At 60.5% G+C, this 19,159-nt stretch carries 15 protein-coding genes, 2 tRNA genes and 1 rRNA gene; 7 read left to right on the top strand and 11 right to left on the bottom strand.

Going from position 1 to position 19,159, the window contains the following annotated elements; genetic code table 11:
• Nucleotides 1-40: 40 nt before the first annotated feature.
• Together J3P88_RS26750 and J3P88_RS26745 are read right to left on the bottom strand one after the other, a co-directional pair.
• A complete protein-coding gene (locus J3P88_RS26750; RefSeq protein ID WP_434572582.1) occupies nucleotides 41-1,006 on the bottom strand; it encodes a 2-oxoglutarate and iron-dependent oxygenase domain-containing protein in 966 nt (321 codons plus the stop codon).
• 141 nt (nucleotides 1,007-1,147) lie between these two features.
• Complete coding sequence (locus J3P88_RS26745) at nucleotides 1,148-2,230, bottom strand: BMP family ABC transporter substrate-binding protein (protein WP_434572580.1); 1,083 nt, start codon at nucleotides 2,228-2,230, stop codon at nucleotides 1,148-1,150.
• Between the two features lie 355 nt (nucleotides 2,231-2,585).
• On the opposite strand from J3P88_RS26745, the gene J3P88_RS26740 reads away from it, so the two are divergent.
• Nucleotides 2,586-3,677 (top strand): calcium:proton antiporter, encoded by a 1,092-nt coding sequence (locus J3P88_RS26740; RefSeq protein WP_186707952.1) that lies wholly within the window; start codon nucleotides 2,586-2,588, stop codon nucleotides 3,675-3,677.
• Nucleotides 3,678-3,831: 154 nt separating this feature from the next.
• Here the strand turns inward: J3P88_RS26740 and J3P88_RS26735 are convergent, their stop codons facing one another.
• The 3 genes from J3P88_RS26735 to J3P88_RS26725 form a co-directional block, all read right to left on the bottom strand.
• Nucleotides 3,832-5,190: an 8-oxoguanine deaminase gene (locus J3P88_RS26735; protein ID WP_434572578.1), complete on the bottom strand. Its 1,359-nt coding sequence runs from the start codon at nucleotides 5,188-5,190 to the stop codon at nucleotides 3,832-3,834.
• A gap of 265 nt (nucleotides 5,191-5,455) precedes the next feature.
• Entirely contained in the window at nucleotides 5,456-6,142 is a 687-nt protein-coding gene (locus tag J3P88_RS26730; protein WP_186707956.1) for an SDR family oxidoreductase, read from the bottom strand.
• Between the two features lie 25 nt (nucleotides 6,143-6,167).
• Nucleotides 6,168-6,518: a MerR family transcriptional regulator gene (locus J3P88_RS26725; protein WP_186707958.1), complete on the bottom strand. Its 351-nt coding sequence runs from the start codon at nucleotides 6,516-6,518 to the stop codon at nucleotides 6,168-6,170.
• A gap of 81 nt (nucleotides 6,519-6,599) precedes the next feature.
• On the opposite strand from J3P88_RS26725, the gene J3P88_RS26720 reads away from it, so the two are divergent.
• Nucleotides 6,600-7,034, top strand: coding sequence for a hypothetical protein (locus J3P88_RS26720; RefSeq protein WP_434572575.1), 435 nt, complete (start codon nucleotides 6,600-6,602; stop codon nucleotides 7,032-7,034).
• A 53-nt stretch (nucleotides 7,035-7,087) separates the two neighbouring features.
• On the opposite strand, the gene J3P88_RS26715 is transcribed toward J3P88_RS26720, so the two are convergent.
• From J3P88_RS26715 to J3P88_RS26690, 6 genes are all read right to left on the bottom strand, one after another.
• Complete coding sequence (locus tag J3P88_RS26715) at nucleotides 7,088-8,014, bottom strand: ABC transporter permease (protein WP_186707962.1); 927 nt, start codon at nucleotides 8,012-8,014, stop codon at nucleotides 7,088-7,090.
• Entirely contained in the window at nucleotides 8,014-9,120 is a 1,107-nt protein-coding gene (locus J3P88_RS26710) for an ABC transporter permease (protein ID WP_434572573.1), read from the bottom strand. Before J3P88_RS26710 ends, J3P88_RS26715 begins: the two co-directional genes overlap by 1 nt.
• Nucleotides 9,121-9,131: 11 nt before the next feature.
• Nucleotides 9,132-10,685 (bottom strand): ABC transporter ATP-binding protein, encoded by a 1,554-nt coding sequence (locus tag J3P88_RS26705; protein WP_434572571.1) that lies wholly within the window; start codon nucleotides 10,683-10,685, stop codon nucleotides 9,132-9,134.
• Nucleotides 10,686-11,220: 535 nt separating this feature from the next.
• Nucleotides 11,221-11,802: an IMPACT family protein gene (locus J3P88_RS26700; protein WP_186707968.1), complete on the bottom strand. Its 582-nt coding sequence runs from the start codon at nucleotides 11,800-11,802 to the stop codon at nucleotides 11,221-11,223.
• A 7-nt stretch (nucleotides 11,803-11,809) separates the two neighbouring features.
• A complete protein-coding gene (locus J3P88_RS26695) occupies nucleotides 11,810-12,460 on the bottom strand; it encodes a TetR/AcrR family transcriptional regulator (protein WP_186707970.1) in 651 nt (216 codons plus the stop codon).
• Nucleotides 12,461-12,666: 206 nt separating this feature from the next.
• Nucleotides 12,667-13,587 carry a LysR family transcriptional regulator gene (locus J3P88_RS26690; RefSeq protein ID WP_434572569.1) on the bottom strand — a complete coding sequence of 307 codons (921 nt, stop codon included), beginning with the start codon at nucleotides 13,585-13,587 and terminating at the stop codon, nucleotides 12,667-12,669.
• 123 nt (nucleotides 13,588-13,710) lie between these two features.
• On the opposite strand from J3P88_RS26690, the gene J3P88_RS26685 reads away from it, so the two are divergent.
• The 5 genes from J3P88_RS26685 to J3P88_RS26665 all read left to right on the top strand — a co-directional run bounded on the left by J3P88_RS26685 (nucleotide 13,711) and on the right by J3P88_RS26665 (nucleotide 19,072).
• Nucleotides 13,711-15,060, top strand: coding sequence for an aspartate aminotransferase family protein (locus tag J3P88_RS26685; protein WP_060739305.1), 1,350 nt, complete (start codon nucleotides 13,711-13,713; stop codon nucleotides 15,058-15,060).
• Nucleotides 15,061-15,120: 60 nt separating this feature from the next.
• Nucleotides 15,121-16,614, top strand: coding sequence for a CoA-acylating methylmalonate-semialdehyde dehydrogenase (locus J3P88_RS26680; RefSeq protein WP_434572567.1), 1,494 nt, complete (start codon nucleotides 15,121-15,123; stop codon nucleotides 16,612-16,614).
• A 635-nt stretch (nucleotides 16,615-17,249) separates the two neighbouring features.
• Nucleotides 17,250-18,786, top strand: a 16S ribosomal RNA gene (locus tag J3P88_RS26675).
• Nucleotides 18,787-18,909: 123 nt separating this feature from the next.
• A tRNA-Ile gene (locus tag J3P88_RS26670) sits at nucleotides 18,910-18,986 on the top strand.
• 10 nt (nucleotides 18,987-18,996) lie between these two features.
• Nucleotides 18,997-19,072: transfer RNA gene (locus J3P88_RS26665), tRNA-Ala, on the top strand.
• Nucleotides 19,073-19,159 lie beyond the last annotated feature (87 nt).

The following is a 19,159-nucleotide window of genomic DNA, read 5'->3' as shown; positions in this document are numbered from 1 at the left end:
GCTGGCCGTCCTGTCGGGTAAAACCTGACCGGCTGATCCACTACACGGCGAGCGGCTCTCGCCGGTAAGCATAGGTGTCGGCGAAGCGCGACAACAGGAATTCGGCGCAGGTAGTCGTTGGGTACTTTGGCGGGTGGGCGTCATCCTGGCAACCGGGCAGGCATTGGATCAGCGTGTCGGGGTGCGGCTCGGCAAAGAACGGCATCGAGTACCGGTCCACCCCCAGTGGGCTGATCACCCGATGCGGCGTGGACAGGTAACGGTCGTTGCTCCAGCGCGCCATCATGTCACCGAGGTTGACCACGAAGGTGCCGTCGATGGGCGGCGCGTCGATCCACTGGCCGTTGACGTTGCGCACTTGCAGGCCACCGGCGGCGTCCTGGTAGAGCAGGGTGATGCAACCGTAGTCGGTATGGGCGCCGGCACCTTGCTGTTCGGCGCAACTGGCGGTGTCGCGGGGCGGGTAATGGATCAGGCGCAGCACGCTCACCGGTTCGTTGAAGCGCGTGTCGAAAAAGTCCCGTTCGATGCCCAGGGCCAGGGTCATGGCCCGCAGCAGGGTTTGCGCAAGCGCCTGCATGTCACGGTAATGCTGCTCCATCAAGGCTTGCCAGCCGCTCAGGTCTGGGTGGCGGTTGGGGCCGCGCAACGGTTTTTCCGCCAGCACCTCGGGGTGATCGGCCGGCAGATGCAGGCCCATGTCGAAGGTTTCCTTCAGGTCGCTGGGCTTGGTCGGGTCCAGTTGTTCCGTGGCGACGGCGCCGTAGCCACGATGGTGGCGGGTCTGGGTGATGTCGATCTTGAGTTTTTCTTCGACGGGCAAGGCGAAGAAGCGTTGGGCATTGCCCAGCACCTCGGCGATGCGCGCCGGGCTGATGGGGTGGCCCTTGATGTAGAAGAAGCCCCACTGACGGCAGGCGCGGTCGATCTGCTCGGCGACGCCTTGCCAGGCGTCGGGCTCATCGCCGTAGAGCGGGCTGATGTCGATGATGGGCAGGCTGTTCATGGCTTTTCCTGAATTCGGATGCGGACTTCTGTGGGAGCGGGCTTGCTCGCGAAGGCGGCGGGACATTCAGCATCAATGTTGACTGACACTCCGCCTTCGCGAGCAAGCCCGCTCCCACAGGGTTTTGTGTTGATTCGCCAGCTATTTCGGAATCTCAGCCTTCATCCCTTCGACGTAATAATTCATCGACGCCAGTTCCGCGTTGGTGGCGCTCACGCCCGCGGGGATTTTCTCGACGCCGGCCTGGTCCTTGATCGGGCCGGTGAACGGGTGAAGGGCGCCGCTCTCGATGTCGGCGATGATCTGCTCGGCTTCGCCCTTGACCGCTGCCGGCACCAGGTCGCTGATCGGCAGTTTCACCGTGCCTTCCTTCAGGCCACCCCAGTAGTCCTGGGGTTTCCAGTTGTGGTCAAGCACGCTCTGGGTCGCCTGGATGTAATGCGGGCCCCAGTCATTGACGATGGAGGTCAGCACCGCCTTGGGCCCGAAATGGGCCATGTCCGAAGCGTAGCCCACCGCATAGACGCCGCGGCGTTCGGCGGCCTGGATCGGTGCTGGGCTGTCGGTGTGCTGGAACACCACGTCCACGCCCTGGTCGATCAGCGCGTTCGCGGCGTCGGCTTCCTTGCCCGGGTCGAACCAGGAATTGACCCACACCACTTTGATTTCGGTGCCGGGGTTGTATTTGTTCAGGGCCAATTGGATGGCGTTGATATCGCGAATGACTTCCGGGATCGGGAACGAGGCGACGTAGCCGATCTTCTTGGTCTTGGTCATCTTGGCCGCGAGGAAGCCGCCGACGTAGCGACCCTCATAGGTGCGAGCCAGGTAGGTGCCGAGGTTCTTGTCCTGCTTGTAGCCGGTGGCGTGTTCGAAGGTTACCTTGGGAAACTGCTTGGCGACTTTCAGCGTCGGGTTCATATAGCCGAAGGACGTGGTGAAGATCAGGTCGTACTTGTCCTTGGCCATGTTACGGATCACCCGCTCGGCGTCGGCCCCCTCCGGTACGTTTTCCACGTAGTGAGTGGTGATCTGCTCGCCGAACTTCGCCGCCAGTTCCTTGCGCCCTTGTTCATGCTGATAGGTCCAGCCGTGGTCGCCGATGGGGCCGATGTAGACGAAGCCGACCTTCAGCGGGTCGGCGGCACTGGCATTCAGGCCGGCACCCAGGCCGACGGCCGCGACGACGGCGCAAAGCAATTTCTTCAAGGGACGTTTGTGCATGAACTCGAACTCCATTTTGTTGTGAGGTTGGCTGTGCAGCAGCAATGCAAAATGCTGACCAACAGGACAACTAATCGACACGACCTTATTGTGGCGAGGGAGCTTGCTCCCGCTGGGCTGCGCAGCGGCCCTGTTTTTTACGGTTGCTTCGCAACCGAGCGGGAGCAAGCTCCCTCGCCACAGGTTCTACATCCGCATAACCTGTGGGAGCGAGCTTGCTCGCGATGGGGCCGTCCAGATCGATAACGGTGCACCTGCCAGCCACTCGCCACCCCCTGGTGCATCACACCGAACGAAACGTTCGCCTCCCCCGACAGTCAGTAACTCATGATCCGTTCACAGTGGCAGGCCCGCGATGCTCACTTTGATCAAGCAAGAAAAACTGCTGTTGCTGGCGCTGGCCGCCGTATGTGTCGCCTATCCGCTGGAGCACTGGCTGCTGGGCAGCGGGCAACTGGTGGCGTTGCTCGGCGGCCTGGTCCTGATCGGTTTTATTGTCGCCGCCTCCATGCGCGTAGCCCATCACGCCGAGTTGCTGGCGGAAAAGGTCGGTGATCCTTACGGCACCATGATCCTGACCTTGTCGGCGGTGCTGGTGGAAGTGGTGATCCTGGCGATCATGATGAACAACGAAGCCTCGTCGACGCTGGTGCGGGACACGATTTACTCGGCGGTGATGCTCGACATCAACGGCATCCTCGGGCTCGCGGCGCTGATGGGCGGGATCAAGCATGGCGAGCAGGTCTATAACGACGATTCGGCGCGCACCTACAGCGTGATGATTCTCACGGCCATGGGCGTGTCGATGGTGGTGCCGGAGTTCATCCCCCGGGATAGCTGGAAAACCTATTCTGCCTTCACCATCGGCGCGATGATCGTGTTGTACACGCTGTTCCTGCGCATGCAGGTCGGGCCCCACAGTTACTTCTTCAGCTACAGCTACCCGGAAAAACGCCGCAAGAAAGAACCGGTGGAAAACGAACCAGAACCTATCAGCCTGACGATTTCCATCAGTGCGCTGGTGTTTGGCGTGGTGGTGATCGGTGCGTTGGCTGAAGTGATGTCCAAGGCCATCGACCTGGGGCTGGAAGGCTCGGGTGCTCCGCCCGTGGTCACGGCGATCCTGGTGGCGGCGATCTCTGCCGCGCCGGAAATCCTCACCGCCCTGCGCGCGGCCCTCGCCAATCGCATGCAGGCGGTGGTGAACATCGCGCTGGGGGCGTCGTTGTCCACCGTGATCCTCACCGTGCCGGTGATGGAAGCCATGGCCCTCTACACCGGCCAGCCTTTCCAGATGGCGATGACACCGGTGCAGACGGTGATGATTTTCATCACCCTGATCGTCTGCGCGATCAACCTCAACGATGGTGAAACCAATGCCATCGAAGGCATGACCCATTTTGTGTTGTTCGCGACGTTTATCATGTTGTCCCTGCTGGGCCTCTAGAAGAGCATCGCGGGCAAGCCTTGCTCCCACAGATCACTGCAAGTCTGTGGACTCATGAAAAACTGTGGGAGCAAGCCTTGCTCCCACAGATCAATGCAAATCTATGGGATTCATGAGAACTGTGGGAGCAAGGCTTGCCCGCGATGGCGTTGGGTCAGGCGCCGGCGATCAATTCCCGCGCCGCCTGGCTGTGATCGGCAATCAAGCCCTTCAAGTCCAACCCCTCGACTTGCCCGTCGATCACCCGCCATTGCCCACCGATCATCACCCGATCCGCCCGGTCCGCGCCGCACAGCAGCAGGGCCGAGACCGGGTCATGGCTGCCGGAGAAGCGCAGCTCATCGAGCTTGAACAGCGCCAGGTCGGCCTGTTTGCCCACGGCCAATTCGCCGATATCGCTGCGCCCGAGCAGTTGCGCCGAGCCCCGGGTCGCCCAGCCCAGTACGCGCTCCGGCGTGATCGCTTGCGCGCCGTAGCGCAGGCGCTGGATGTACAGCGCCTGGCGGGTTTCGAGGATCATGTTCGAGGCATCGTTGGATGCCGAGCCGTCGACACCCAGGCCCACGGGTGCGCCGGCGGTGGTCAGCTCCAGGGTCGGGCAAATGCCCGAGGCCAGGCGCATGTTCGAACTGGGGCAATGGCAGATGCCGGTGCCGGCGGCACCGAGTCGGGCGATTTCGTCAGGGTTGAAGTGAATGCCATGGGCCAACCAGGTCCGAGGGCCGAGCCAGCCGACGCTGTCCAGGTAATCCACGGTGCGCAGGCCGAAGCGTTGCAGGCAGAACGCTTCTTCGTCGAGGGTTTCGGCCAGGTGCGTGTGCAAGCGTACGTCGAGCTTCTCCGCCAACTCGGCACTGGCACGCATGATCTGTGGCGTGACCGAAAAAGGTGAGCAGGGCGCCAGGGCAATCTGGATCTGCGCGCCGTCGCCGCGCTCGTGGTATTCGGCGATCAAGCGCTGGCTGTCGTCAAGAATCACCTCGCCCTGCTGCACGGTCTGTTGCGGTGGCAGCCCACCGTCGGCCTCGCCCAGGCTCATGGAACCACGGGTCAGCATCGCCCGCATGCCCAGCTCACGGACACTTTGCACTTGCACGTCGATGGCATTTTCCAGGCCCTGGGGGAACAGGTAATGATGGTCGGCCGCCGTGGTGCAGCCCGACAGCAGCAACTCGGCCAAGGCCACTTTGCTCGCCAGGGCGAGTTTTTCCGGGGTCAGCCGCGCCCACACCGGATAGAGGGTTTTCAGCCAGGGGAACAACGGCTGGTTCACCACCGGCGCCCAGGCGCGGGTCAGGGTTTGGTAGAAGTGATGATGGGTGTTGATCAACCCCGGCAGGATCACATGCTCTCGCGCGTCGAAGACGTGGTCACAGGGCTGGGCGGGTTGTTGGCCGGCGCTCAGCAGTTCGACGATCACACCGTCCTGCAGGACGAGACCGCCACGGGCATCGAGGTCGTTGGCCGTGAAAATGGCGAGGGGATTTTTTAACCAGGTACGGGTCGCAGGCATGGTGGCCGGCTCCTCTGAAAGTGGGTTCAGGTTAGCCAGCTCAGTGATGCCCTGTCTGCTGATCCAGGGTCGCCCATTGGATAGGGCGAGGTGCGGAGTTTACTCAGGTTGTGTTGCAGTTTTCCAGAGTTCGCCGAGATCAAATGTGGGAGCGGGCTTGCTCGCGAAGGCGAGGTATCAGGCGATATCGATGTTGAATGACAATCCGCTTTCGCGAGCAAGCCCGCTCCCACAGGGTTATGGGGTTTCACAGGGTATCGGGTGGTTACCAGGGGATTGTTTCGCCTTTGTAATTGACGAAGTGATGCCCACCCTTGCCGGCGAAGGCATTCACTTGGTCGATCAGCCCACGGGTGCTGGTCTCGACATCAAGGTCCGCGCCTTCGCCGCCCATGTCGGTTTTCACCCAACCCGGGTGCAGCGACAGTACCGTCAATGACTGTTCGCCCAGTTGGCTGACGAAGCTGTTGGTCATGGAGTTGAGCGCTGCCTTGCTGGCCTTGTACAGCGCCAGTTCCGGCGCGTCGGGCATGGTCACGCTGCCCAGCACTGAACTCATGAATGCCAGCACGCCGCTGCCGTCGCGGATCTGGCCGACGAAGCGCTGGGCCAGGTTGATCGGCGCCACCGCGTTGGTGAAGAACAGCTGGCCGACTTCGGCCAGCGTCGCGCCGCCCGGGCTCTGGTTATCCGGGCCCTTGACCCCGGCGTTGACGAACAACAGGTCGAAGGTCTCGCCCTTGAGCTGCTGGCTCAAGGCGATGACGGCTTGCTGGTCGTCCATGTCGAGTTTTTCGATCCGCACCGGGCCCAGCGCCTTCAAAGCCTCGGCGTTCTGCGGGTTGCGCACGGTGGCGGTCACGTTCCAGCCATCGCTGAGCAGCGTCTTCACCAGGCCGAGGCCCAGGCCCCGGGAGGCGCCGATGATCAATGCGTTTCTTGCCGAAGTCATGAGGGGCATCCTTGAAAGAAAAAGGTCACGGGTTTAATGGACAACGTTGCCCGAGCCGTTGTTTCAGCTCTTGACGCAACGCGTCGAGTTCGGTCATGCGGGTTTCGATCAGGTTCAGCTTGTCTTGCAGCAATTGCGTCACGGCGCAGTCCGGGTCGGGGGCGTTCCACAGGGCGGCGACGCTCGCGCCGATCTCGCCCAGGGTAAAGCCCAGGCGTTGGGCGGTCTTGATATAGAGCACCAGTTGGACGATGTCGGCGGGGTAGTCGCGATAGCCATTGGCGCTGCGCGATGCTGCGATCAGGCCACGTTGCTCGTAGAAACGCAGCGTGTCTCGACTGACGGCGCAGGCTTGGGCTAATTCACCGATACGCATTGCGAAGCTCCAGAGGACTTGACCTTGGAGCATACCCCAGGCTTTAGCCTCTTTGCTCCTCGATTATCTGGAGCAACGTGTATGTGGAGTTCGATGCAATATCGCCGGGTGGTGCTTGGCAGCGCCTGGTACGACCTGATCGTGTCGGCCGCGCTGGCCACGCCGTGGAGCTTTGCGGCGGTGCATGGCGTGTTGGTGAGCATGACACAGCTCTTTGACCTGCCTGGGGACCTGCCACCGTTTGCGCCGGCGCATGTGCTGATGGTGAATCTGATGGGCTCGATTGTCTGCGTGTGGTCGGTGCTGCGGATTCGTGATCCGCAGGCGCTGTATGGGCGTTATGACGCGGTGGGGCGGTTTCTGTTCTCGGCCTGGATGCTGTATGCGCTGCTTCATGGAGCCAGTGCGGTGTTGTGGGTTTTCCTGTTTTTCGAAGTGGTGTGGGGCGTCATGCAGATGCTGCCCGTCCGTGGCGAGGGAGCTTGCTCCCGCTGGGGGGCGCGGCACCCCTCATAGGCAGGCGACTGCTGCGCAGTCGAGCGGGAGCAAGCTCCCTCGCCACAGGGTTCTCAATGCCCCGCCTGCCAAGGCTGCCCCAGGGACACCGGCGCATACAGTCGCGTGCGCACGGCATCCCGGGACAGCAACACCAGCACCAAAATGGTCGCGGCATACGGCAACATTGCCAACAGGCTCGACGGAATCGCCAACCCCAATCCCTGGGCCACCAGGTGCAGGATGCTGGCGAGGCCGAACAGGTAGGCGCCCAGCAGCAGGCGCCACACCCGCCAACTGGCGAACACCACCAGCGCCAGGGCGATCCAGCCGCGCCCGGCGCTCATGTTCTCGGCCCACATCGGCGTGTAGGCCAGCGACAGATAGGCGCCGGCCAACCCGGCCATGGCGCCGCCAAACAGCACCGCCAAGGTCCGCACCCACAACACCGGCAGGCCCATGGCACTGGCGGCATCGGGGTTCTCGCCGACGGCCTGGATGATCAGTCCGGCGCGGCTCTTTACGATCACCCACGCCACCAGCGCAAACAGCGCAAAAGAGAGGTACACCAGCAGGTCCTGGGCGAACAGCATTCGTCCGATCAGCGGGATGTCACTCAAGTAGGGAATGGCCAGCGGCTCGAAGCCGGCCAACGGCTTGCCGACCCAGGCCGCCCCGACAAAGCTCGACAGGCCCACCCCGAAAATCGTCAGCGCCAGTCCGGTGGCGACTTGATTGGCGTTGAACACCAGCGCCACCAGCGCGAACAATGCCGACAACAGCATCCCCGCGGCCATTGCCAACAGCACGCCGAGCCAGAGGTGGCCGCTGTTGAACGCGACGATAAAGCCAATCACCGCGCCGAACAGCATCATCCCTTCCTGGCCCAGGTTCAGGACGCCGCTTTTTTCGCAAACCAACTCACCCAGGGCCACCAGCAGCAGCGGTGTGCCGCAGCGAACCATGGCATAGAAAATATTGCTCAACAGGTCGATATCCATCACAAGGCTCCTGCCTGTACCGCGGTGGTTCGGGCGCGCCGAGTCCAGCGCAGGTTCAGGCGTGGCCGGTAGAGAATCAGCACGTCGCAGGCCAACAGGAAAAACAGCATCATCCCCTGGAACAATTGGGTGATTGCCTGGGGCAGGTTCAGCGACATCTGCGCACTCTCACCGCCGATATACAGCAGGGCCATCAACAGGCTGGCAAACAGAATGCCGATCGGATTGAGGCGCCCGAGGAATGCCACGGTAATCGCCGCATAGCCATAGCCCGGCGACACCTGCGGCACCAGTTGGCCGATCGGCCCGGCGACTTCGCAGACGCCGGCCAGCCCGGCCAGCGCACCGCTGATCAGCAGCGCCAGCCACACCAGTGGCTTCTGGCGAAAACCGGCAAAACCGGCGGCGCGGGCATCGAGGCCCAGCACCTTGATCTGAAAACCAACAAAGCTTTTCTGCAGCAAGACCCACACCGCTACCAGCGCCAGCAGGGCGAAATACAGCCCGGCATGAACCCGGCCATCGTCCAGCAGCAACGGCAGGCGACTGGCCTCGCCGAACATCGCCGACTCGGGGAAGTTGAACCCCGCCGGGTCTTTCAGCGGCCCGTGGACGCAAAAGAGCAGCAGGTTCAGGGCGATGTAATTGAGCATGATGCTGGTCAGGATCTCGTTGGCGTTGAAGCGCGTGCGCAGCCACGCCGTGAGCGCGGCCCAAGCCGCCCCGGCCAGGGTGCCGGTCAGCAGGATCAACACCAATGCCCAGCGACTTTGCACGTCGATGATGTTCACCGCCACGGCACTGCCGGCCAGGGCGCCCAGGAGCAATTGGCCTTCGGCGCCGATGTTCCAGATCCGCGCCTGATAGGCCACTGCCAGGCCGAGGGCGCAGAGCAGGATCGGCAAGGTCTTGACCAGCCATTCGGACATTCCGTACAGGTCGCTGATCGGGGCGATCAACAGGGTGTACAACGTTTGCAACGGGTCATGCCCGAGGGCGACAAACAGCAGCGAGCCGCTGCCCAGGGTCAACACGGCGGCCAAGAGCGGCGAGCACCAGAGCATCAGGCGCGATTGCTGGCCGCGGGGTTCGAGAGAAAGCAGCATGTGGAACTCCGTTAAACCGGCGCGGGGGCAGGGGATTGAGGGGCGTCGAACTGGCCGGCCATCCAGGCGCCGACGTCGCTGAGGCGGGTCTCGACGGTAGGGCGCAAGGCCGACAAGCGCCCGCCGCACAAGGCACCGAGACGGTCGCTGATCTGGAACAGTTCATCGAGGTCTTCGGAGATCACCAGAATCGCCGCGCCCGCGTCGCGCAGGGTGATCAGGGCGCGATGGATGGTCGCCGCCGCGCCGACGTCCACGCCCCAGGTCGGATGCGCGGCCACCAGCAGCTTTGGCTGTTGCAGGATTTCCCGGCCCAGGATGAATTTTTGCAAGTTGCCCCCCGAAAGGCTGCGCGCAGGGGTTTTGGTGTCGGGCGTCTTCACGCCAAAACGACGAATGATCTCCTCGGCCAGGTGTTCGACCTTGCTGCGTCGAACCAGCCCATGGCTGACCAGGCCCTGCTGGAAGGCGCTGAGCAAGGCGTTATCCGCCAGGCTCAATTGCGGCACGGCGCCATGGCCCAGGCGTTCGGCGGGGACGAATGCCAGGCCAAGCCGGCGACGAGCGTCGGGGCGCAGGTGCGCTACGGGCTGGCCGCCGAATCGAATCGTTTCGCCTTGCTGGCGGGGAAGCGGCGTTTCCCCACTGAGCAACGCCAGCCATTCGTCCTGGCCATTGCCCGCCACCCCGGCGATGCCGACGATTTCGCCGCTGCAAACCTCAAGGTCAATGTCCCGTAGCGAGCAGCCGAACGGGTCGGGGTTGTGCCAAGACAGCTTGTTGATGTGCAGGAAGGCTTTGTCTGCGCTGACCTTGGGGTACTCCGTAATCAGTCCTGCGGCCTCGCCAACCATCAGTTGCGCCAACTCTCGGTCCGAGCAATGCGCCGGGGTGCAATGCCCTGAGACGCGTCCGCCACGCAGCACCGTGGCGCTGTGGCACAACGCGCGCACCTCCCCGAGCTTGTGACTGATAAACAAAATGCTGCAGCCCTCGCTCGCCAGGCGGCGCAAGGTCACGAACAGTTCTTCGGCTTCGGCGGGCGTGAGTACCGAGGTCGGTTCATCGAGAATCAACAGCCGAATGTCTTGCATCAGGCAGCGAATGATCTCTACCCGCTGGCGTTCGCCAATCGACAGGCTGTGGACCAGCCGCTGCGGTTCCAGGGCCATGCCGTAGCGCCGGGAAACTTCGCGGATCCGGGGCTCCAGTTGCGCTGGCGTACCGGCTGCCGCGCCCATCGCCAGGGCAATGTTCTGCGCAACGGTGAGGGTTTCGAACAGCGAGAAATGCTGGAACACCATGCCGATGCCCAGGCTGCGAGCCTGGGCCGGGTTACGCAGGTTGACGCGCTGGCCTTGCCAGATCACCTCACCCGAATCGGCAGCGGTGACGCCGTAGATAATCTTCATCAGGGTGCTTTTGCCCGCACCGTTTTCCCCCAGCAGGGCGTGGATCTCGCCGGACTGGATGCTTAGGTCGATGGCGTCGTTGGCCAGGCAACCGGGGTAGCGTTTGCTGATCTTGCGCAATTGCAGGCGCGCGATGGAGTCGGGGTTGGACATGACAGGCTCGGGCCGATGGACAGGAATGCCTGTGGATAAAGCAATTTCCTGGCCATCAGGTCAGGAAATAGTCTTGAGTCCCGTTGCTGAGGCCTTCCGCGTCAGGGCTGAGCATCTGTAGTGGGGAAATTCTGCACCGCCTTGGCGCGCACGGGTCTGGCCCAGGCAGCGGTTTGCCCTGAAATGGGTGGTCAAAAATTGAACAAGCGGCTGTGAGCCATATCCTTCATGGGGCGGAAGGAGCCATGAACGGGTTATCCACAGGTTGCTCCACAGTTATTGTGTGCAAGCCGGAAACTCGGGCATAAGCACTACGAGGCTTTCTTCTAAAGGTGATAAACCGCTGCAAGCGGTTGTTTTGTGGATGGATTTGGCGTTTGCACAGGACTTTGGCTGAAAAATGAGCAACCCGCTGAAACCCGCATGACAGAAGGGTTACAGAGGGATGTGCTCAGGTTATCCACAGTCGGGTGCACAGTGGATGTGGGCAAGTTGAACGATTGCGCGATGCCCTGAAAGATTGCAGCCTGCGAACTCAACGCTCCAACAGGATCCGTCCACGGCTCAGGTCGGCCAGTTGCGTTTGCAAGGTTTCGATGTGGGCTTCGCCCACGGCCAATTGCAGGTCCACGCCGTTGGCGGTGAAGCGCTCTTCATTCACCAGCCCACCGCACTCGGCGACGCGCAGTTTCACCAGGGGCAGTTCGGCGAACCCGCAACTACAGTGCAGCGGCACGCGGCTGATCAATTCGATTTTCTCAGCGTTTTGCAGGCACTTGTTCGCGCCGCCGCCGTAAGCCCGGGCGAGCCCACCGGTGCCCAGTTGAATCCCGCCATACCAGCGAATCACCAGCACCACGACCTGATCGCAGGCCTGGGCTTCGATCGCGGCCAGGATTGGCCGCCCGGCGGTGCCACCCGGCTCGCCATCGTCGTTGCTGCGGTACTGGTCGCCGAGTTTCCAGGCCCAGCAATTGTGGGTGGCATCCAAGTCGCTGTGCTGCTCGATGAAAGCCTGGGCATCGGCGGGGCTGGTGATGGGCGCGGCGAAGGTAATGAAGCGGCTTTTGCGAATTTCTTCGCGGTGCTCGCAAAAACCGGCAAGGGTAAAGGGCATGGCGATCTTAAAGAGTGGGTGTCAGGCCGCAGCCCTTGAGAATGATGCGGATCAGGTTGTCGCCTGCGTCGATCATGTCTTGTTTGGTCAACTTGCTGCGACCGGTCACGCGACAGATCTGGGTGGCGAAGTCGGCGTAATGCTGGGTGCTGCCCCACAACAGGAAGATGAGATGCACCGGGTCGATCGGGTCCATCTTGCCGGCGTCGATCCAGGCTTGGAACACGGCGGCCCGGCCATTGAACCAGGCACGGTAATCCTGGTTGAAATATTCGGTCAGGCATTCGCCCCCGCTGATCACTTCCATGGCGAACAGTCGCGAGGCCTGGGGCTGGCGGCGAGAGAACTCCATTTTGGCGCGGATGTAGCGGGTCAAGGCTTCGGCCGGATCATCCTCGGCGGTGAGGGTGTTGAAGGTGCTGTCCCACAATTCGATGATGTTGCTCAGCACCGCCACGTACAGGCCGAGTTTATTGGTGAAGTAATAATGCAGGTTCGCCTTGGGCAGCCCGGCCTTGAGGGCGATGGCATTCATGCTGGTGCCTTTGAACCCGTGGCGAGCGAATTCATCTTCGGCGGCCTTGAGAATCGTCTCTTCGTTCTTTTGACGAATGCGGCTGGTGGGCTTGCCACCGTGGGCAGGGACTTCAAAGGTCATGGGCGTTTCCGGGCTGGGTCTGTGGGCAAGCAAATGCGTTGATAGCGCACCGGCATCGATCCGACAAGTGCCATCACACTAAAAGCTTCTTGGTGGCGATCATCTGGTCCCCTGTGGGAGCGGGCTTGCTCGCGAAAGCGGAGGTCCATTCAATACAGGTGTCGACTGATACAACGCCTTCGCGAGCAAGCCCGCTCCCACAGGGGTTAACGGGTGGCTGCGAGGCTCTCGAGAAAACTCTCCAGCACCAAGTGAGGCCGGCGCCCCTTGCGCGTGACCGACGCCAGACTCAAGTCATAGAACCGTGCCCCAGGCTTAAGGGCCCGCAACCGACCTTGCTGGACCCAGAGGTTGGCGTAATGATCGGGCAGGTAGCCGATGTAGCGCCCGGTAAGAATCAGGAACGCCATGCCTTCGCGGTCCGATGCACTCGCGGTGCAATTAAGCGCCTGGTAGTGGGCCTGGATCTCGGCCGGCAGGCGGAACGTCGGGGCGATGGCGTCCTGGCTGTTGAGGCGTGCGTCTTCAAGTTGTTGGTCATCGACATAAAACAATGGATGCCCGACCGCGCAGTACAGCAGCGAACGTTCACTGTAGAGCGGTTGATATTCCAGCCCGGACAGGGCACTGGCCTGGGGCACCACGCCGACATGCAAGCGACCGTCGAGCACGCCTTGCTCGACTTCGTTGGGGGCGATCATGCGAATCTGGATCTGCACGTCGGGCCCGCGCTCTTTCAGTTGCGCCAGGGCGTGGGTGATGCGCATGTGGGGCAGGGTGACCAGGTTGTCGGTGAGGCCGATGGTCAACTCACCGCGAAGATGCTGGTGCAGCCCGTTTACCTCGGTGCGAAAGCTTTCCAGTGCGCTCAATAACTGCAACGCCGATTGATAGACCTCGCGCCCTTCTTCGGTCAGGGAAAACCCCGCGCGCCCACGTTGGCACAGACGCAGGCCGAGGCGCTGCTCGAGGTCGCTCATCTGCTGGCTGATGGCCGAGCGGCCGATGCCCAGTACGGTTTCCGCGGCGGAGAATCCACCGCACTCCACGACGCTGCGAAAAATGCGCAGCAGGCGAATATCAAAGTCGCTGACCTGGGCCAGAGGATCGGGACGACGAGCGCTCATAGTTTAGTGATCCGCCGACTGAAGGTTACAAAAGTTGGATTTCATTGACTTTATCGTCGTGGCAACTTAGCTGCAAGAACGCCTTTCGATCCCCTGTCGCTTATGACCTGCGAGGTTTTGTCGATGAACATGCCCGAACACGCTGCCGGTTCCCTGGCTAGCCAGCTCAAGCTGGATGCCCACTGGATGCCTTACACCGCCAATCGCAATTTCCAGCGCGATCCGCGCCTGATCGTCGCTGCCGAAGGCAGCTGGTTGGTGGATGACAAGGGGCGCAAGGTCTACGACTCGCTGTCGGGCCTGTGGACATGTGGCGCCGGGCACACCCGCAAGGAAATCCAGGAAGCGGTCGCCAAGCAACTGGGTACTCTCGATTATTCGCCGGGGTTCCAGTACGGTCATCCGCTGTCATTCCAACTGGCGGAAAAGATCACCAGCCTGACCCCGGGCAACCTCAATCATGTGTTCTTTACCGATTCCGGTTCCGAGTGCGCCGATACCGCAGTGAAGATGGTCCGCGCCTACTGGCGTCTCAAGGGCCAGGCGACCAAGACCAAGATGATTGGCCGTGCCCGTGGCTATCACGGTGTGAACATCGCCGGCACCAGCCTCGGTGGTGTCAGCGGCAACCGCAAGCTGTTCGGCCAGGCCATGATGGACGTCGATCACTTGCCCCACACCTTGCTGGCCAGCAACGCCTATTCCCGTGGCATGCCGAAAGAGGGTGGCATCGCCTTGGCGGATGAGCTGTTGAAGCTGATCGAACTGCACGATGCGTCCAATATCGCTGCGGTGTTTGTCGAGCCGATGGCGGGATCGGCCGGCGTATTGGTGCCGCCTGAGGGTTACCTCAAGCGCCTGCGGGAAATCTGCGACCAGCACAGCATTCTGCTGGTGTTTGACGAAGTGATCACCGGTTTCGGCCGCACCGGTTCGATGTTTGGTGCCGACAGCTTTGGCGTGACCCCGGACCTGATGTGCATCGCCAAGCAAGTCACCAATGGCGCGATCCCCATGGGCGCGGTGATTGCCAGCTCCGAGATCTACCAGACCTTCATGAACCAGCCAACGCCCGAGTACGCAGTGGAATTCCCCCACGGCTACACCTACTCGGCACACCCGGTGGCCTGCGCGGCGGGCCTGGCGGCGCTGGACCTGCTGCAGAAGGAAAACCTGGTGCAGAGCGTGGCCGAAATCGCCCCGCATTTCGAGAATGCCTTGCACGGCCTGAAGGGCGCGAAGAACGTCATCGACATCCGCAACTACGGCCTGGCCGGCGCGATCCAGATCGCCGGGCGCGATGGCGATGCCATCGTGCGTCCGTTCGAAGCCGGCATGGCGTTGTGGAAAGCCGGGTTCTATGTGCGGTTCGGCGGCGACACTCTGCAGTTCGGGCCAACGTTCAACAGCAAGCCACAGGACCTGGATCGCCTGTTCGATGCAGTCGGTGAAGTGCTGAACAAACTCGACTGACGCAATCTTTTAACAACGGGTGCCCGGCCACGGGCGCCTGTGGATAATCCTGGAGTCCCCATGAGCCTCATCCCGCATTTGATCAATGGCGAACTGCTGAGCGACAGCGCTCGCACCGCCGATGTTTTCAATCCGTCCACTGGCCAGGCCATTCATAAGGTGCCATTGGCTGATCGTGCGACTATCCAGCAGGCCATCGATGCCGCCAAGGCGGCTTTTCCGGCCTGGCGCAATACGCCAGCGGCCAAGCGCGCCCAGGTGATGTTTCGTTTCAAGCAATTGCTGGAGCAGAACGAGGCGCGTATCGCCCAGTTGATCAGCGAGGAACACGGCAAGACCTTGGAAGACGCAGCCGGTGAGCTCAAGCGCGGCATCGAAAACGTCGAGTTTGCCTGTGCAGCGCCGGAAATCCTGAAGGGCGAATACAGCCGTAACGTAGGGCCGAACATCGACGCTTGGTCAGACTTTCAACCTTTAGGCGTGGTGGCGGGCATCACCCCGTTCAACTTCCCGGCGATGGTGCCGCTGTGGATGTATCCGCTGGCGATCGTCTGCGGCAACTGCTTCATTCTCAAGCCGTCCGAGCGTGATCCGAGTTCGACGCTGCTGATCGCCCAGTTGTTGTTGGAAGCCGGTTTGCCCAAGGGTGTACTGAGCGTCGTCCATGGCGACAAGGCTGCGGTGGATGCACTGATCGAAGCGCCGGAAGTCAAGGCACTGAGTTTTGTCGGTTCGACGCCGATTGCCGAGTACATCTATGCCGAGGGCACTCGCCGTGGCAAACGTGTCCAGGCGCTGGGTGGGGCGAAGAACCATGCGGTGCTGATGCCGGATGCCGACCTGGACAATGCCGTCAGCGCGCTGATGGGCGCGGCATACGGTTCATGCGGGGAGCGTTGCATGGCAATTTCGGTGGCGGTGTGTGTCGGCGACCAAGTGGCAGATGCGCTGGTGTCCAAATTGGTGCCGCAAATCAAGGCGCTTAAGATTGGCGCCGGTACGTCTTGCGGGTTGGACATGGGGCCGCTGGTAACCGGTCAGCATCGGGACAAGGTCAGTGGCTATATAGAAGAGGGCGTGGCGTCAGGCGCTTCACTGGTGGTTGATGGTCGCGGCTTGAGTGTGGCCGGACATGAGGAGGGGTTCTTCCTTGGTGGTTGCCTGTTCGATCGCGTGACCCCCGAGATGCGTATCTATAAGGAAGAGATCTTTGGGCCGGTGCTGTGCATCGTCCGGGTCAATAGCCTGGAAGAGGCAATGCAACTGATCAATGATCACGAGTATGGCAACGGCACCTGCATCTTCACCCGCGATGGCGAAGCGGCGCGGTTGTTCTGCGATGAGATCGAAGTCGGCATGGTGGGCGTCAACGTTCCATTGCCGGTGCCAGTGGCCTATCACAGCTTTGGTGGCTGGAAGCGCTCGCTATTCGGCGACCTGCATGCCTATGGCCCGGACGGCGTGCGTTTCTATACCCGTCGCAAGGCCATTACCCAGCGTTGGCCGCAGCGTGCCAGCCATGAGGCTTCACAATTCGCTTTCCCCAGCTTGTAATTGGAAGTGAAGAGGCCGGCGCCCTTGGGCGCCGGCCTCTGTGTTTACGGGGCTTTTTGGCTGATATGACAGAATTGTTAAAATAGGTGTTGACGGCAGATTCTGGAAGTCTATAATTCGCCCCACTTCCGGCGCAGTCGAAACGGAAAACTCCTTAAGATTCAATGAGTTAAGTAGGTTTCGAAGATGCAGGGCTTCAGTTCATCGAAGCTTGGAAGGAGCAGATAGAGCGGTGATGTTTGGCTCTATCGGCGGTTCGATCTTCTCGGTCGAAAGCGGTGAAAAAGAGGTGTTGACAGCAGCGAGTAACGCTGTAGAATTCGCCTCCCGCTAACGAGAGATCGGAAGCGCAAGTGGTTGAAGTTGTTGATGTTTCCGAAGCGAAACTTTGAAAACTTCTTAAAATAACCGCTTGACAGATACACGGGGCGCTGTAGAATGCGCGCCTCGGTTGAGACGAAAGACTCAGCCAACCGCTCTTTAACAACTGAATCAAGCAATTCGTGTGGGTGCTTGTGGAGTCAGACTGCTAGTCAACAGATTATCAGCATCACAAGTTACTCCGCGAGAAATCAAAGATGTAACCAACGATTGCTGAGCCAAGTTTAGGGTTTTCTCAAAACCCAAAGATGTTTGAACTGAAGAGTTTGATCATGGCTCAGATTGAACGCTGGCGGCAGGCCTAACACATGCAAGTCGAGCGGTAGAGAGGTGCTTGCACCTCTTGAGAGCGGCGGACGGGTGAGTAATGCCTAGGAATCTGCCTGGTAGTGGGGGATAACGCTCGGAAACGGACGCTAATACCGCATACGTCCTACGGGAGAAAGCAGGGGACCTTCGGGCCTTGCGCTATCAGATGAGCCTAGGTCGGATTAGCTAGTTGGTGGGGTAATGGCTCACCAAGGCGACGATCCGTAACTGGTCTGAGAGGATGATCAGTCACACTGGAACTGAGACACGGTCCAGACTCCTACGGGAGGCAGCAGTGGGGAATATTGGACAATGGGCGAAAGCCTGATCCAGCCATGCCGCGTGTGTGAAGAAGGTCTTCGGATTGTAAAGCACTTTAAGTTGGGAGGAAGGGCATTAACCTAATACGTTAGTGTTTTGACGTTACCGACAGAATAAGCACCGGCTAACTCTGTGCCAGCAGCCGCGGTAATACAGAGGGTGCAAGCGTTAATCGGAATTACTGGGCGTAAAGCGCGCGTAGGTGGTTCGTTAAGTTGGATGTGAAAGCCCCGGGCTCAACCTGGGAACTGCATTCAAAACTGTCGAGCTAGAGTATGGTAGAGGGTGGTGGAATTTCCTGTGTAGCGGTGAAATGCGTAGATATAGGAAGGAACACCAGTGGCGAAGGCGACCACCTGGACTGATACTGACACTGAGGTGCGAAAGCGTGGGGAGCAAACAGGATTAGATACCCTGGTAGTCCACGCCGTAAACGATGTCAACTAGCCGTTGGGAGCCTTGAGCTCTTAGTGGCGCAGCTAACGCATTAAGTTGACCGCCTGGGGAGTACGGCCGCAAGGTTAAAACTCAAATGAATTGACGGGGGCCCGCACAAGCGGTGGAGCATGTGGTTTAATTCGAAGCAACGCGAAGAACCTTACCAGGCCTTGACATCCAATGAACTTTCCAGAGATGGATTGGTGCCTTCGGGAACATTGAGACAGGTGCTGCATGGCTGTCGTCAGCTCGTGTCGTGAGATGTTGGGTTAAGTCCCGTAACGAGCGCAACCCTTGTCCTTAGTTACCAGCACGTTATGGTGGGCACTCTAAGGAGACTGCCGGTGACAAACCGGAGGAAGGTGGGGATGACGTCAAGTCATCATGGCCCTTACGGCCTGGGCTACACACGTGCTACAATGGTCGGTACAGAGGGTTGCCAAGCCGCGAGGTGGAGCTAATCCCACAAAACCGATCGTAGTCCGGATCGCAGTCTGCAACTCGACTGCGTGAAGTCGGAATCGCTAGTAATCGCGAATCAGAATGTCGCGGTGAATACGTTCCCGGGCCTTGTACACACCGCCCGTCACACCATGGGAGTGGGTTGCACCAGAAGTAGCTAGTCTAACCTTCGGGAGGACGGTTACCACGGTGTGATTCATGACTGGGGTGAAGTCGTAACAAGGTAGCCGTAGGGGAACCTGCGGCTGGATCACCTCCTTAATCGACGACCGCAGCTGCTTCATGAGCTCCCACACGAATTGCTTGATTCATTGAAGAAGACGATAGAAGCAGCTTTAAGCTCCAAGCTGATAGCTCACAGCTAACAGTTACAAGCTCGAAATTGGGTCTGTAGCTCAGTTGGTTAGAGCGCACCCCTGATAAGGGTGAGGTCGGCAGTTCGAATCTGCCCAGACCCACCAATTTTGTTATGGGGCCATAGCTCAGCTGGGAGAGCGCCTGCCTTGCACGCAGGAGGTCAGCGGTTCGATCCCGCTTGGCTCCACCATAAACTGCTTCTGAAAGCTTAGAAATGAGCATTCCATCAAGGTGATGGTGAATGTTGATTTCTAGTCTTTTGATTAGATCGTTCTTT

The sequence above is a fragment of the Pseudomonas sp. Z3-6 genome, from assembly GCF_051131985.1.
Classification (GTDB): domain Bacteria; phylum Pseudomonadota; class Gammaproteobacteria; order Pseudomonadales; family Pseudomonadaceae; genus Aquipseudomonas; species Aquipseudomonas zanjanensis.
This window is presented reverse-complemented; position numbering and strand designations above follow the sequence as displayed.